We start from the raw sequence: 12,965 nt of genomic DNA, 5'->3' as shown, positions 1-12,965 counted from the left end.
TCGTGGCACGATCCGTCGCAGCACACCGCCAAGCCGTCCAGGAGCTGCTGTCCGGCCTCGCGGAAACGAAGGGCACCGAGGAGCTTCCGCTGATGGGGGCGCTCGGCCGGGTACTTGCCGCCGATGTCCTGGCCCCGCTCAGCCTGCCGCCGTTCGCCAACTCCCAGATGGACGGGTTCGCCGTCCGCTCAGCCGACCTTGCCCCCCACGCAGGGAGCGACGCCGGTGCGGAGCTGACGGTCGTGGACCCGGTCCCGGCCGGCGCGGCACCGGTCCGACTCATCCCGGGCACCGCAGCCCCGATCATGACGGGCGCCATGATGCCCGAGGGGGCCGACGCCGTCGTGCCTATCGAACAGGCCCTGCCAGATGTCTTTCCCGTCCCCGGCGTGCCAGCAACTGTCCGTCTTCCCACCACCGAGCCGGGAACGTTCGTCCGCGACGCCGGGAGCGACATCACCGCGGGAACCGTCGCCTTGCGCGCCGGAACTGCCCTCGGGCCCGGGCAATTGGGGCTGCTCGCCGCCTTGGGGATGACCGCCGTCGAGGTCCGCACGCCGGTGCGCGTGCTCCTGGTGACCACGGGCGACGAAGTCGTGGAACCCGGCACGTCCCTGCCGGCAGGCAAGATCTACGATTCCAACGGAACCCTGCTCGAAGCCGCCATGCTGCAGTCCGGCCTCCACGTCACACGGACGGGAATCAGCGGCGACGATCCCGCCGAGCTGTTGGCGCTCCTCCGCGGCCGGAGCGGGACCGTCGATCTCATCGTCAGCACCGGGGGCGTCAGCAAAGGAGCCTACGAAGTGGTCCGGCAGGCGATGATGGGCCACGCCGTCGAATTCGTGTCGGTGGCCATGCAACCCGGTGGCCCCCAGGGGATCGGAATGTTCGACGGCGTGCCCTTCCTGGGATTCCCGGGCAATCCCGTGAGCTGCCTCGTGTCCTTCGAAATGTTCCTTCGCCCGGCGCTCGCCGCCGTGGTCGGAAGCCCCGCCTTGCGGCCCAGCCTGCAGGCCCGCCTTACGGAGTCTTTGACTTCGCCCGCCGGAAAACACCAGGTCCGCCGCGGAACGCTGCTTCCGGGGGGAACAGTCCGGCTGGAGGGCGGTGCCGGCTCCCATCTCATCCATGCGCTGGCCAACTCGAACGCGCTGGTCCAGGTGCCTGCGGCCGTCACGGAACTCGACGCCGGGGCGGAAGTGGAAGTATGGATGTTGTGAACGACACTCCAGAACCCGCCGGCATGGTCGGCGGCGCCCTTACGCATTTGCGCCAAGATGGTACAGCCCAAATGGTCGACGTCTCCGGGAAGGCCGTGACCACACGGGAGGCGACCGCCACGGCCACCGTCCACAGCACCGCCGAGGTGCTTTCCTTGCTCGGCGCCGGTGAGCTTCCGAAAGGCGACGCCCTCGCGGTAGCGCGCGTTGCGGGCATCATGGCAGCCAAGAAGACGCCCGAACTCATCCCGCTGTGCCACCCGCTGCCGATTTCCAAGGTCACCGTGGACTTCGAACTTGGCCCGGACACGGTGGTTGTCCTGGCAACGGTGAAGACCAGGGGCGTCACGGGCGTGGAAATGGAAGCGTTGACTGCGGCATCGGTGGCCGCCTTGAGCGTCTACGACATGATCAAGGCAGTGGACAAGCACGCAGTTATCAGCGGCATCCAGGTGCTGGCCAAGAGCGGCGGAAAGAGCGGCGACTGGGCCGTTCCCGCCCCGTCCGGCGCGCCCGGCGAAGGAGAGCGCGCATGAACGCCTGCGAACCCGTCCGTGGGCCGCGGAAGGCCGGCGTGGTCATCGCCTCCAACCGTGCCGCGGCAGGAATCTATGAGGACAAGAGCGGCCCCGTGATCCTGGACTGGCTGGTCGAACACGGCTACGAGACCTTCCCCGTCATGGTAGTGCCGGATGGGGAGCCGGTCGGTGCCGCCATCCGGGCGCTGCTGACCCTGGAACCCGCCGTCGTCATTACGAGCGGCGGTACCGGTCTGAGCCCCGATGACCGCACTCCGGAAGTCACCTTGCCTTTGCTTGACCGAGAAATACCGGGGCTCATGGAAGGCATCCGGCGCGCCGGTGCCGCCAAGACCCCCATGGCGATGTTGAGCCGGGGCCATGCAGGTACAGCCGGCAAGACGTTCATCGTGAACCTGCCGGGCTCACCGAAGGGCGTAATGGACGGCCTTGCTGTCCTTGATCCTGTCATCGCCCACCTATGCGATCAGTTGGAGGGAAGCCATGACCACTGAAACCGACTTCGAAGTCATCAGCGCGATCCTCAGCGCGGAGCCGATTTCCGTCGACCAGGCCATAGCGGCGGTTGAATCGGACACGGCGGGAGCGGTAGTGAGCTTCAGCGGCGTGGTCCGGAACCACGACGGCGGTAAACCCGTCGACAGGCTCAGCTACAGCGCCCACCCCACGGCGCACCAGGTCATGGCCGACGTCGTCGCGAAGCTCGTGGCCGAGCACTCGGGGGAGGCAGCCCAGCCTGTACGGATCTGGGCAGCGCACAGGATCGGCCTGCTGGAGATTGGCGAACCTGCGCTCGTCTGCGCCGTTGCTGCTGCACACAGAGGACAGGCTTTCGCAGTGTGCTCGGAGCTCGTGGACAGGATCAAAGCGCAAGTGCCCATCTGGAAGGAACAGTTCTTCAGCGACGGCACGGTCGAGTGGGTCGGGGCAGGGGAGTAGCTTCCCGGCGACCCCACGTTGGGGCGAAAAACCCGGCGCGCCGCCCGGTAGGGTTAAGGGCATGACCGAACAACTTGCTGTCGCCGTTCTGGGCGCCCAGGGCCGCATGGGTATCGAAGCCGTCAAGGCGGTGGAGGCAGCCGCCGACATGAAGCTCGTCGCGGCGCTCGGCCGCGGCGATTCCCTTGATACCCTGCTCGACGCCGGTGCGAAGTATGTCGTCGACCTGACCGTTCCGGACAGCACCGAAGCGAACGTCCGCTTCGCCGTCGAACACGGCATGCACGCTGTTGTCGGCACCACCGGCTGGGACGCTGCACGGCTCGCGGCCTTGCGCGGCCTGCTTGCGGCGAACCCGGAATCCGGCGTCCTGATCGCCCCCAACTTCGCCCTCGGCTCCGTCCTTGCCTCGGCCTTCGCCGCCAAGGCTTCCAAGTATTTCGAATCGGTGGAAATCATCGAGCTGCACCACCCGAACAAGGTGGACGCGCCTTCGGGCACCGCCGTCCGCACCGCCCAGCTCATTGCCGCCGCCCGCGAAGAAGCCGGCGTCCCGGCCAGCCCGGATGCCACGAACACGGCCCTCGACGGTGCCCGCGGTTGCGACGTGGACGGTGTCCGCGTCCACAGCGTCCGTTTGCGTGGACTCGTGGCGCATCAGGAAGTGCTCCTCGGCGGCCCGGGAGAGCAACTGACCATCCGCCACGATTCCTTCGACCGGGCGTCCTTCATGCCCGGTGTGCTGCTGGGACTGCGCAATGTGGCGTCCCACCCCGGGCTGACCGTCGGCCTGGACGGCTATTTGGATCTGGGGCTGTAGGCGCATGGGCTCGCTCTGGAAAGCATTCAAGGAGAACCGCACCAAGATCTGGGTGGGTGCCGTCACCCTGTTGCTGGTTCTCTACCTCGTGGTTACCTTCGAGCGCTCGATCCTGCTGCTCAGTGACGCGAACCTGGTCGCCAAGGGAATCGGAGCCGCCTACCTGGTGCTTCCGATCATTGGAGCGTGGGCATTGATCCGCGAGCTTGTTTTCGGTGCGCGCACGGAAAAGATGGCGAAGGTGCTCGAAGCCGAAGGCGGGCTGCCGGTGGACAACCTGCCGCGCACGCCGGGAGGCCGCATCGTGCGTGCAGCCGCGGACGCCGAGTTTGAAAAGTACCGCGTGGAGGCCGAGGCCGCCCCCGAGGACTGGCGTTCCTGGTTCCGGCTCAGCTGCGCCTACGATGCCGCCGGCGACCGCAAGCGCGCGCGGGAATCCATGCGCGACGCCGTGCGACTCTTCCGCGCTGAGCCCACCGCAGCGGAGCGGTAGCGGCCGGCCCCTCGGAGAGAACACCTTGTATTCGAATATATGTTCGAATACCATGGCTGCATGAACGATCCTTCGAAGCGGCCGAATGGCTATCCCCAAGGCCTGGATGGGCCCATGAAGGCGATGAGCCCGGGCGTCGTCGATTTCCTCTTCCGGCAGCTTGTCGCAGGGGAACCCCCTGAAGATGTGCAGTGGCGCCGAGAGGGAACCGTTCTGGGCGAACAGCAACCGGGCGCCGAACTTGCCAGGCGGCTCGCGGAGACCGACGTTGAATCGCTGACCCCCGTTGAATTGTTCGACTATGTGCGGGCAGCACAGCGGCTGGGAGCGTGGGCGGACCGCTTGCGGGAGTCCGCGGTTGCCCGGTATTGCTCGCCGGAGAGGCCAGCGACGCCCGGGCGCCACAGCGACGCTTCGGCCTGAGGCCGTGCTCCCATTTCGTTGAATTTGACGACAATCACGCGGGCCCCATTCTCCTAACCCGCAGCTGACAGGGTAACGTTTTTCATATGTCTGACTCTCGTGCGAACGTTCCTGCTCTCGGTACCCTTCTGACCGCCATGGTCACCCCGTTCACCAAGGACGGCGAAGTTGACTACAAGCAGGCAGCGGAACTGGCAGTCAAGCTTGTTGACGACGGCTGCGATGGCCTGGTGGTCACCGGAACAACGGGGGAGACGTCCACGCTCACCGACGAGGAAAACCTCGGCATGTTCCGCGCCGTGAAGGAAGCCGTGGGCGGTCGCGCGGCAATCATCGCGGGCACGGGAACCAATGACACCGCGCACTCGGTGCACCTCTCCCAGGAAGCCGCGAAGCTCGGCGTCGACGGACTCCTGCTCGTCACCCCGTACTACAACAAGCCGAGCCAGGCTGGCGTCCGGGCCCACTTCGAGGCCATTGCGTCCGCCACCGAGCTTCCTGTCATGCTCTATGACATTCCCGGGCGTTCCTCCATCCAGATCGCGCCGGAGACCATGATCGGCCTTGCCTCCCACCCCAACATCGTTGCGGTCAAGGATGCCAAGGCCGATTTCGCCGCGGCCACACGCGTCATGGCGGAAACCGACCTTCTTTTCTACTCGGGGGACGACGGACTGACCCTCCAGTGGATGGCCATGGGTGCGGTGGGCCTGATTGGCGTCACCACCCACGTTGTCACCCGCCGCTTCCGTGAGCTGATCGACGCCATCAACTCGAACGACCTTGGCACGGCACGCAAGATCAACTTCGAACTCGAGCCCGTGATCCGCGCAACCATGACCCGGGTCCAAGGCGCCGTCGCCGCCAAACAAATTCTTAAATGGCAGGGAGTCCTGCCCAACTCGGTTGTCCGTTTGCCCCTCGTGGAGCCGGACGCCGCCGAGATCGCAATCATCCGCGAGGACTTGGCGGAAGCTGGAATGGACTTCACTGTCTAGAACGATTCCGCCGGAAAGTAGCGCATTATGACCCAAACCGCCCTTCCCGGACTTGTCACCCCGCCCAAACTTCCGCAGGGAACACTCCGGATTGTGCCCCTCGGCGGGCTGGGGGAGATCGGCCGCAACATGGCCGTTTTCGAAATCAACGGCAAGCTGCTGGTGGTTGACTGCGGCGTGCTCTTCCCTGAAGAGACACAGCCGGGTGTCGACCTGATCCTGCCCGATTTCTCGTACATCGAGGACAGGCTGGACGACGTAGTTGCCATCGTCCTGACGCACGGCCACGAAGACCACATCGGCGCTGTGCCGTATCTTCTGCGCCTGCGCGCGGACCTGCCGTTGGTCGGTTCCCAGCTGACGCTTGCCCTCGTCGAGGCCAAGCTCCAGGAACACCGGATCAAGCCGTACACGCTGACGGTCGCCGAAGGGCAGGTGGAGCAGTTCGGCCCCTTCGAATGCGAATTCGTTGCCGTCAACCACTCCATTCCGGATGCCTTGGCCGTCTTCATCCGCACTGCCGGCGGCAACGTCCTGCACACGGGCGACTTCAAGATGGACCAGTTGCCCCTCGATGGCCGCATCACGGACCTGCGCCACTTCGCCCGCCTGGGTGAAGAAGGGGTGGACCTGTTCATGGCCGACTCCACCAACGCGGATGTTCCCGGCTTCACCACGGCGGAAAAGGAGATCGGCCCCACCTTGGACCGTTTGTTCGGCCAGGCCAAGAAGCGGATCATCGTTGCCTCCTTCTCCTCGCACGTGCACCGGGTGCAGCAAGTGCTCGACGCCGCCGCCCAGCATGGCCGCAATGTCGCCTTCGTGGGCCGGTCCATGGTGCGCAACATGGCTATCGCCGCGAAACTGGGCTACCTTGACGTCCCGCCGGGAATCCTCGTGGACATCAAGAACATCGACAACCTGCCGGACCACCGCGTGGTCCTCATGTCCACGGGCTCGCAGGGCGAACCCATGGCGGCACTGTCCCGGATGGCCAACGGTGACCACCGCGTGGTGGTGGGCCAGGGCGACACCGTTATTCTGGCCTCGAGCCTCATCCCCGGCAACGAGAACGCGGTCTACCGGATCATCAACGGGTTGCTCAAGCTCGGCGCCGACGTCGTGCACAAGGGCAACGCCAAAGTGCATGTCTCCGGACACGCCGCTGCGGGCGAACTGCTCTACTGCTACAACATCCTCAAGCCCCTGAACGCTATGCCTGTGCACGGCGAAACCCGTCACCTCATCGCCAACGGCAACCTGGCGGAGGACTCCGGCGTGCCCTCGGACCGCGTCATCCTCAGCGACAACGGCACAGTCATCGACGTCAGGGACCACAAAGCGAATGTTGTTGGCCAGGTGGAAGTGGGCTTCGTCTATGTGGACGGCTCCAGCGTGGGTGAAATCACCGACGCCGACCTCAAGGACCGCAGGATCCTCGGCGACGAGGGCTTCATCTCGGTCATCACCGTGATCAACCGGACCACCGGCAAGATCGTCTCGGGCCCGGAAATCCACGCCCGCGGCGTGGCCGAAGACGATTCCGTGTTCGACGAAATCATCCCCAAGATCAATGCTGCCCTCGAAGACGCGGTGCTCCACCACGCGGACCACACCAACCACCAGCTCCAGCAAGTCGTGCGCCGCGTGATCGGCACGTGGGTCAACCGCAAGCTTCGCCGGCGCCCCATGATCATCCCGTTGGTTCTGGAAGCATAGCCCGGACGGAGAAGACTCCGAACGGCCCGGTTCAAGCGAACCGGGCCGTTCGTGTTTGAAGGCCAGCCCGCCGCGGAACCAGGTCCGCGGATTGTTCTACAGGGGCAACATGGCTCCTCCGTTCCCCTGAAATCCGCGGCTTTCCGGACGGCTTGGGGTAGCGTGGCCGATATGGCGACTCGTACTACCTCCGCGCCTAGAGGCAGCTCCAACAGCAAAACCAGCGGCTCGGGCAGCGGCCGGACCCCGGCCAAGACCGGCAGGAGCGGCACAGGCGCGGCCCGCGGCAAGCAGGCCGCCGTCGTCGAACCCCAACAGCCCTGGATCCTGCGTGTGCTTGCCGGTGTCTGGCTGGGAATCGGGCACGTCGTGGGTGCGGGGGTCCGCCGGATCGGCCATGACGTCAGTGACCTTGATCCCGCCGACCGCCGGGACGGCGCCGCCCTCTTCAACCTGGCTCTCGGTGTCTTCATCGCAACCTTCGCCTGGTGGGGCTTCAAAGGCTGGTTCCCGGACGTTGTCTACAGCATCGTGAACGGAACCTTCGGTTGGGTGTCCCTGCTCCTGCCGCTCATGCTTTTCGTCTGCGCCTTCCGGCTCTTCCGGCAGCCATGGGACAGCCGCGGCAACAACCGCGTGGGCATCGGTTTCCTCATCATGACGTTCGCCGGCACCGGTTTGGCCCACATCATCGGGGGCCAGCCGACCGTCGCCGACGGCTTCGATGGCCTCCGGCGTGCGGGCGGGATGCTCGGTTTCCTCGCAGCATCGCCTCTTGCCGCCATCCACCCCGCCGTACCAGTCATGGTCTACGGTGCCTTGGCGTTCGTCTCCCTCCTGATTGTCACGGCCACGCCCTTCGGCTCCATTCCCCGGCGTATCCGGGGCGCCTACGAGCACCTCATGGGCGTCGATCTCGTGGATGGCGGCGCGCAGCACGACGATTCCCACGACCGCAGCTACCTTTACGAAAACGAGGCGGCCGTGGAGCCAAAGAAGAAGCGCCGCAAGCGCTTCTTCGGCAAGGACCACGACGACGACCCCACACTCGAGGGTTATGTGGGCGACGAAGCCTTCGAGCACGCAATCGTCGACGACGATGCCCCTCCCGCGAAGGGCGGGCCCGCCGTGCCGCCGGGCGTGCGCAGGCCGACCCAGGCTGAAATCGCCGTCGAGAAGATCAAAGCCGCGCAAGGTCTTGGAAGTGCACAGGGACTCGGAAGCGCGAAGGCGGTTGCGGACAACGCCACCGAAGCGATCCCCTTGGTCGCGCCGGCCGCCGCCGTTCCACCGGTCATCGTGCCTTCGGCACCGGTCAGTCCACCACCGCCCCCGACGCCGATCCCGCAGCGCACCGAACAACTTTCGCTCGCCGGGGACGTCACGTACACGCTGCCGTCCTCCGACAACCTGACTCCGGGCTCCATCCCGAAGGAACGCACGGAAGCGAACGACGCCGTCGTGGCCGCCTTGACGGACACGATGCAGCAGTTCAACGTGGACGCCACTGTCACCGGATTCAGCCGTGGACCCACCGTGACCCGCTACGAGATCGAACTTGCTCCCGGCACCAAAGTGGAGCGCGTCACTGCCTTGTCCAAGAACATCTCCTACGCCGTGGCATCGAGTGATGTCCGTATCCTCAGCCCTATTCCGGGCAAGTCGGCCATCGGCATCGAGATCCCCAACACGGACCGCGAGACCGTGTCCCTCGGCGATGTCCTGCGCAGCCAGAACGCCAGGCGGACAGACCACCCCATGGTGATGGGCGTCGGCAAGGACGTCGAGGGCGGCTACGTCGTCGCGAACCTCGCCAAAATGCCGCACTTGCTCGTGGCCGGTGCCACAGGTGCCGGTAAGTCGTCGTTCGTGAACTCCATGATCACGTCGATCCTGATGCGTGCCACACCCGATGAGGTCCGCATGGTCATGGTGGACCCCAAGCGCGTGGAACTGACCGCGTATGAGGGCGTTCCGCACCTCATCACGCCCATCATCACCAACCCCAAAAAGGCCGCCGAGGCACTTCAGTGGGTGGTGCGCGAAATGGACGCCCGCTACGACGACCTCGCCAACTACGGCTTCAAGCACATCGACGACTTCAACAAGGCGGTCCGCGCCGGCAAGGTTCTGCCGCCGGTCGACTCCAAGCGCGTCATCAAGCCGTACCCGTACTTGCTGGTGATCGTGGACGAGCTCGCCGACCTCATGATGGTGGCCCCGCGCGACGTCGAAGACTCGATTGTCCGCATCACCCAACTGGCCCGTGCTGCCGGCATCCACCTGGTCCTCGCCACCCAGCGTCCGTCCGTTGACGTCGTCACCGGCCTGATCAAGGCCAACGTCCCTTCGCGTATGGCGTTCGCAACGTCCTCCGTCACCGACTCCCGCGTGGTCCTGGACCAGCCCGGCGCGGAAAAACTCATTGGCCAGGGTGACGCCCTCTTCCTGCCGATGGGCGCTTCCAAGGCGATGCGCGTGCAGGGCGCATGGGTCACCGAGTCCGAAATCCACCGCGTGGTGGAACACGTCAAGGGCCAACTCAAGGCTGTCTACCGTGACGACGTCGCACCCGAGGCGCAGAAGAAGCAGATCGACGACGACATCGGAGACGACCTCGAGGTCCTGCTCCAGGCCACCGAACTGGTGGTCACCACGCAGTTCGGTTCAACCTCGATGCTGCAGCGCAAGCTCCGCGTCGGCTTCGCCAAGGCCGGCCGCCTCATGGACCTGCTCGAGTCGCGCGGCGTCGTGGGCCCGTCCGAAGGTTCCAAGGCCCGCGATGTCCTGGTCAAGCCCGACGACCTCGCTCCCGTGCTGGCAGCCATGAAGGGGCAGGATGCTCCGGCTATCCCCGACGCGCACACCGCGGCGCTGAGCGACAACGCGAACGCGAACATCGCCGTCGGCGGCTACGCCGAGGACTTGGTCGCCGCCGATCTCGAACGCCGCAAGCAGGCCACGGAGTACCACGACGGAGCAGATGGCCTCGACGACGAGGACGACGGCGGTGAAGACGCCTGGTCATTGACCGGACGGTAGCCTAGAGGGGTGACTACATCCGACGGCAGCAAAGCCGGTTCCAGCAGCTCCGATATCTGGAACCTGCCCAACATCCTGACGATGCTTCGAATTGTCCTCGTCCCGTTCTTCGTGTGGTTCCTCTTGGCGGACAACAGCCAGCACGGCATTTGGCGCTGGGCCGCCGTTGTGGCCTTCGCTGTGGCGATCTATACGGACAAGCTCGACGGCGACATCGCCCGGAGCCGCAACCTCGTCACCAACTTCGGCAAGATCGCGGACCCGATTGCCGACAAGCTGCTGATCGGATCGGCTCTCGTTCTCCTCTCGGCGCTGGGGGAGCTGCCGTGGTGGATCACGATCCTCATCCTCGTGCGCGAATGGGGCATCACCGCCTTGCGCTTCTTCGTCATCCGCTATGGCGTGATGCCGGCCTCGCGGGGCGGCAAGCTAAAGACCGTCATCCAGACCGTCGCGATCTTCCTCTACATCCTGCCGCTGAATTCCTTCGCGCCGTGGCTCGTCAGCGTGGCCTTCTGGGTCATGATCGTCGCACTCGCCATTACAGTGTGGACCGGCGCCGAATATGTGATCGAAGCCGCAAAGCTTCGCTCGGCGGGCAAGCGCGCATGAGCCCCACCGCTGATGAGGCGGCTGCGTCCGCCGTCGCCCTCGCCATCGAGCGGGGCGTTACCGTGGCTACCGCAGAATCCCTGACAGCCGGAATGGTTGCCGCCACCCTCGCCGATACTCCCGGCGCGTCAGGCATGCTCCAGGGCGGGGTGGTCGCCTATCAGAATGCCGTCAAGGCCGGAATCCTGGGAGTCTCCGAGGAGTTGCTGTCCGCCGTCGGATCCGTCGACGCCGGAGTGGCGGCGGCCATGGCCGACGGTGCCAGGCGCGCGTGCGGGGCCGACGTCGGGGTCTCCACGACGGGGGTTGCGGGACCTTTGCCGCATGACGGGAAGCCGGTTGGCACCGTCTTCATTGGCGTCGCCACGCAGGGCGGAGCTGCGGCCCATGCCTACTCCTTTCGGGGAGATCGCCCAAGTATCCGTGCGCAGGCGACCGCGGCCGCACTGGAGCGCTTGTTGGAGTGCCTTGTCCATGCCGACTTACCGCACGTAAAGTAGCCGGGAACAAAAACAGCGGCCCAATAGTTGTTACATTGTGTCGCCCCGGAATGGCCGGGGCGCCTAGGATGTAAAAAACAACCGGTGCACCCGCAAGGTGAACCGGCCTCACGAGGGAGCAAGGCGATACAGATGGTTAAGCAGCCCGTATCCATAAACGGCGTTGTCCGCTGGAAGGATGTGGGCTTGGCCGAGAAGGCACCGAGCGAACAGAAGGAGCGCAAAATGGTTGTACTGCGTCACGAAATTGGTGATGTCCTGCGCGATGTCCGCCAGCGCCAGGGCCGTACGCTCCGCGAAGTCTCGCACAGCGCCCGCGTTTCCCTTGGCTACCTGAGCGAAGTTGAACGCGGCCAGAAGGAAGCATCCTCAGAGCTGCTGTCCTCGATCTGCTCGGCCCTGGACGTTCCGTTGTCCGGCATGCTCCGCGAGGTCAGTGACCGGGTTGCCGTCGCCGAAGGCGTCGCTGTTCCGGACACCGTCCCGCAGGAATTCGCCCAGCGCTATGGCCGCGATCTCGATCGCGAGCTCAGCGCCGAACTGAACGACGACTTCACCCAGGGCATGCTCTCCGGAGCCCGCTAGGAGGACCTGAAGTAAAGAAGGAGGGCCTCCAGCTGGAGGCCCTCCTTCTTGGGCTTTTGTGGCCTGGCGAGGTCAGTCCTTGCCGATACCTTCGCCATACGCGGCGTTGAGCCGTTCAATGTAGTCAGCAAGCGTCTGGATTTCTTCCAGCGGCCATTCACCCAGGCGTTCCCGGAACACCTGCCGGCGTGCGTCCTGGACCTGGTGCATCTTTTCTTCGCCCTTGGGGGTGAGCCGGATGGATTGTGCGCGGCCATCCTGAGGGTCGGCCTCTTTGTAGACCATGCCGATGCTTTCCAGGAACGCGATCTGGCGGCTCACCGATGGCTTCCCGACGCCGATGCACGAGGCGAGCTCCGTGAGGCGGATTGGCCCCTCTTTCCGGATGATCGTCAGCAGTCCGTAGGCGGCTGGTTCCATGTCGGGATGGACCTGGCGGGACAACTGGTGGGACAGCGATCGTGCGCGTCGCCAGAACATGCTCAGCTGGTGTTCCACCTGCTGGAGGGCGGCGTCGACGTTGTCGCCAACCTCCACCATCTCTGGCGCGTCGTCGGGAGTGTTGCTCATGACAACCATTCTAGAGTCCGCTCCCATGAGAGACTCTATTGGTGCGGATCAGTGACTTCTGGCGGCTGATGGACGATGAATTCGGGGCTGGCTACTCCCGGGTCCTCAGCAGCTCCCTTGTATTGGCCGGCGTCGGCGGACGGACGGCAGACGACGCCTTGGCAGCGGGCTACAGCCCCCGCGACGTCTGGCTTGCCCTGTGCGACGTCCAGGACGTTCCGCCGGAGCGACGGCTCGGCAGGGATATCAAGCCCGCCGACAAGGGTTCCCGGACGTTCTGAGTTCCGGTTCCTGGACGGACACGCCCACAAATTTGTTCGAATATCTGTTCGGATGAGGCTATGCTCCTATCAGAGGAAAATTGGTCCTGACGGAGCGGTTTCCGTGTCATTCGAAGCCCGTAGTTGTCCACATAGACGAAGTCGCACACAAAATTGTCAGCGGCTCGTACTAGCGTCGGATGAGACAGGAAAGCGGCCGTTCAGGCCAGTCCACAGCGAGA

15 protein-coding genes are annotated in these 12,965 nt (G+C 65.1%); 14 read left to right on the top strand and 1 reads right to left on the bottom strand.

Annotated features, from left to right (window positions below; genetic code table 11):
• Positions 1 to 2: 2 nt before the first annotated feature.
• From VLA65_RS17635 to VLA65_RS17575, 13 genes are all read left to right on the top strand, one after another.
• Complete coding sequence (locus tag VLA65_RS17635; protein ID WP_332603261.1) at positions 3 to 1,223, top strand: molybdopterin molybdotransferase MoeA; 1,221 nt, start codon at positions 3 to 5, stop codon at positions 1,221 to 1,223.
• On the top strand, positions 1,211 to 1,759 hold the full coding sequence (moaC, locus tag VLA65_RS17630) for a cyclic pyranopterin monophosphate synthase MoaC (RefSeq protein WP_307053501.1): 549 nt from the start codon (positions 1,211 to 1,213) through the stop codon (positions 1,757 to 1,759). The genes VLA65_RS17635 and moaC overlap by 13 nt, the downstream gene beginning before the upstream one ends.
• A complete protein-coding gene (locus tag VLA65_RS17625) occupies positions 1,756 to 2,256 on the top strand; it encodes a MogA/MoaB family molybdenum cofactor biosynthesis protein (protein ID WP_306962839.1) in 501 nt (166 codons plus the stop codon). The genes moaC and VLA65_RS17625 overlap by 4 nt, the downstream gene beginning before the upstream one ends.
• Positions 2,246 to 2,701: a molybdenum cofactor biosynthesis protein MoaE gene (locus tag VLA65_RS17620; protein ID WP_236816685.1), complete on the top strand. Its 456-nt coding sequence runs from the start codon at positions 2,246 to 2,248 to the stop codon at positions 2,699 to 2,701. Before VLA65_RS17625 ends, VLA65_RS17620 begins: the two co-directional genes overlap by 11 nt.
• Positions 2,702 to 2,762: 61 nt before the next feature.
• The gene (gene dapB / locus VLA65_RS17615; RefSeq protein ID WP_332603260.1) at positions 2,763 to 3,521 is read left to right on the top strand and encodes a 4-hydroxy-tetrahydrodipicolinate reductase; all 759 of its coding nucleotides are present in this window, start codon (positions 2,763 to 2,765) and stop codon (positions 3,519 to 3,521) included.
• Positions 3,522 to 3,525: 4 nt separating this feature from the next.
• Positions 3,526 to 4,014, top strand: coding sequence for a hypothetical protein (locus VLA65_RS17610; protein ID WP_306962844.1), 489 nt, complete (start codon positions 3,526 to 3,528; stop codon positions 4,012 to 4,014).
• A gap of 60 nt (positions 4,015 to 4,074) precedes the next feature.
• Positions 4,075 to 4,437 (top strand): hypothetical protein, encoded by a 363-nt coding sequence (locus VLA65_RS17605; RefSeq protein WP_306962846.1) that lies wholly within the window; start codon positions 4,075 to 4,077, stop codon positions 4,435 to 4,437.
• 86 nt (positions 4,438 to 4,523) lie between these two features.
• Complete coding sequence (gene dapA, locus VLA65_RS17600) at positions 4,524 to 5,435, top strand: 4-hydroxy-tetrahydrodipicolinate synthase (RefSeq protein ID WP_059387812.1); 912 nt, start codon at positions 4,524 to 4,526, stop codon at positions 5,433 to 5,435.
• A gap of 27 nt (positions 5,436 to 5,462) precedes the next feature.
• Positions 5,463 to 7,154 carry a ribonuclease J gene (locus VLA65_RS17595; protein WP_332603259.1) on the top strand — a complete coding sequence of 564 codons (1,692 nt, stop codon included), beginning with the start codon at positions 5,463 to 5,465 and terminating at the stop codon, positions 7,152 to 7,154.
• 171 nt (positions 7,155 to 7,325) lie between these two features.
• The gene (locus VLA65_RS17590; protein ID WP_332603258.1) at positions 7,326 to 10,196 is read left to right on the top strand and encodes an FtsK/SpoIIIE family DNA translocase; all 2,871 of its coding nucleotides are present in this window, start codon (positions 7,326 to 7,328) and stop codon (positions 10,194 to 10,196) included.
• Between the two features lie 9 nt (positions 10,197 to 10,205).
• Positions 10,206 to 10,808 (top strand): CDP-diacylglycerol--glycerol-3-phosphate 3-phosphatidyltransferase, encoded by a 603-nt coding sequence (gene pgsA / locus VLA65_RS17585; protein WP_284989332.1) that lies wholly within the window; start codon positions 10,206 to 10,208, stop codon positions 10,806 to 10,808.
• A complete protein-coding gene (locus tag VLA65_RS17580; protein ID WP_306962853.1) occupies positions 10,805 to 11,308 on the top strand; it encodes a CinA family protein in 504 nt (167 codons plus the stop codon). The genes pgsA and VLA65_RS17580 overlap by 4 nt, the downstream gene beginning before the upstream one ends.
• A gap of 132 nt (positions 11,309 to 11,440) precedes the next feature.
• Positions 11,441 to 11,893: a helix-turn-helix domain-containing protein gene (locus tag VLA65_RS17575; protein WP_059387810.1), complete on the top strand. Its 453-nt coding sequence runs from the start codon at positions 11,441 to 11,443 to the stop codon at positions 11,891 to 11,893.
• Positions 11,894 to 11,965: 72 nt separating this feature from the next.
• On the opposite strand, the gene VLA65_RS17570 is transcribed toward VLA65_RS17575, so the two are convergent.
• Complete coding sequence (locus VLA65_RS17570) at positions 11,966 to 12,463, bottom strand: MarR family winged helix-turn-helix transcriptional regulator (protein ID WP_284989330.1); 498 nt, start codon at positions 12,461 to 12,463, stop codon at positions 11,966 to 11,968.
• Positions 12,464 to 12,504: 41 nt separating this feature from the next.
• Here VLA65_RS17570 and VLA65_RS17565 point away from each other — a divergent pair, with 41 nt between their 5' ends.
• On the top strand, positions 12,505 to 12,744 hold the full coding sequence (locus tag VLA65_RS17565; RefSeq protein ID WP_059387808.1) for a DUF3046 domain-containing protein: 240 nt from the start codon (positions 12,505 to 12,507) through the stop codon (positions 12,742 to 12,744).
• Positions 12,745 to 12,965: the final 221 nt, after the last annotated feature.

Origin of the sequence: Arthrobacter sp. S2(2024) (genome assembly GCF_036662515.1) — a bacterium.
In the GTDB taxonomy this organism is placed as follows: Bacteria; Actinomycetota; Actinomycetes; order Actinomycetales; family Micrococcaceae; genus Arthrobacter.
Note: the sequence above shows the minus strand (reverse complement) of the source record. Positions and strands in the feature narration are given on the sequence as shown.

Coding starts and splice junctions, on each gene's coding strand:
- moaC (WP_307053501.1), top strand. CDS start 1,211: ATGGATGTTGTGAACGACACTCCAGAACCCGCCGGCATGGTCGGCGGC.
- VLA65_RS17625 (WP_306962839.1), top strand. CDS start 1,756: ATGAACGCCTGCGAACCCGTCCGTGGGCCGCGGAAGGCCGGCGTGGTC.
- VLA65_RS17620 (WP_236816685.1), top strand. CDS start 2,246: ATGACCACTGAAACCGACTTCGAAGTCATCAGCGCGATCCTCAGCGCG.
- dapB (WP_332603260.1), top strand. CDS start 2,763: ATGACCGAACAACTTGCTGTCGCCGTTCTGGGCGCCCAGGGCCGCATG.
- VLA65_RS17610 (WP_306962844.1), top strand. CDS start 3,526: ATGGGCTCGCTCTGGAAAGCATTCAAGGAGAACCGCACCAAGATCTGG.
- VLA65_RS17605 (WP_306962846.1), top strand. CDS start 4,075: ATGAACGATCCTTCGAAGCGGCCGAATGGCTATCCCCAAGGCCTGGAT.
- dapA (WP_059387812.1), top strand. CDS start 4,524: ATGTCTGACTCTCGTGCGAACGTTCCTGCTCTCGGTACCCTTCTGACC.
- VLA65_RS17595 (WP_332603259.1), top strand. CDS start 5,463: ATGACCCAAACCGCCCTTCCCGGACTTGTCACCCCGCCCAAACTTCCG.
- VLA65_RS17590 (WP_332603258.1), top strand. CDS start 7,326: ATGGCGACTCGTACTACCTCCGCGCCTAGAGGCAGCTCCAACAGCAAA.
- VLA65_RS17580 (WP_306962853.1), top strand. CDS start 10,805: ATGAGCCCCACCGCTGATGAGGCGGCTGCGTCCGCCGTCGCCCTCGCC.
- VLA65_RS17575 (WP_059387810.1), top strand. CDS start 11,441: ATGGTTAAGCAGCCCGTATCCATAAACGGCGTTGTCCGCTGGAAGGAT.
- VLA65_RS17570 (WP_284989330.1), bottom strand. CDS start 12,463: ATGAGCAACACTCCCGACGACGCGCCAGAGATGGTGGAGGTTGGCGAC.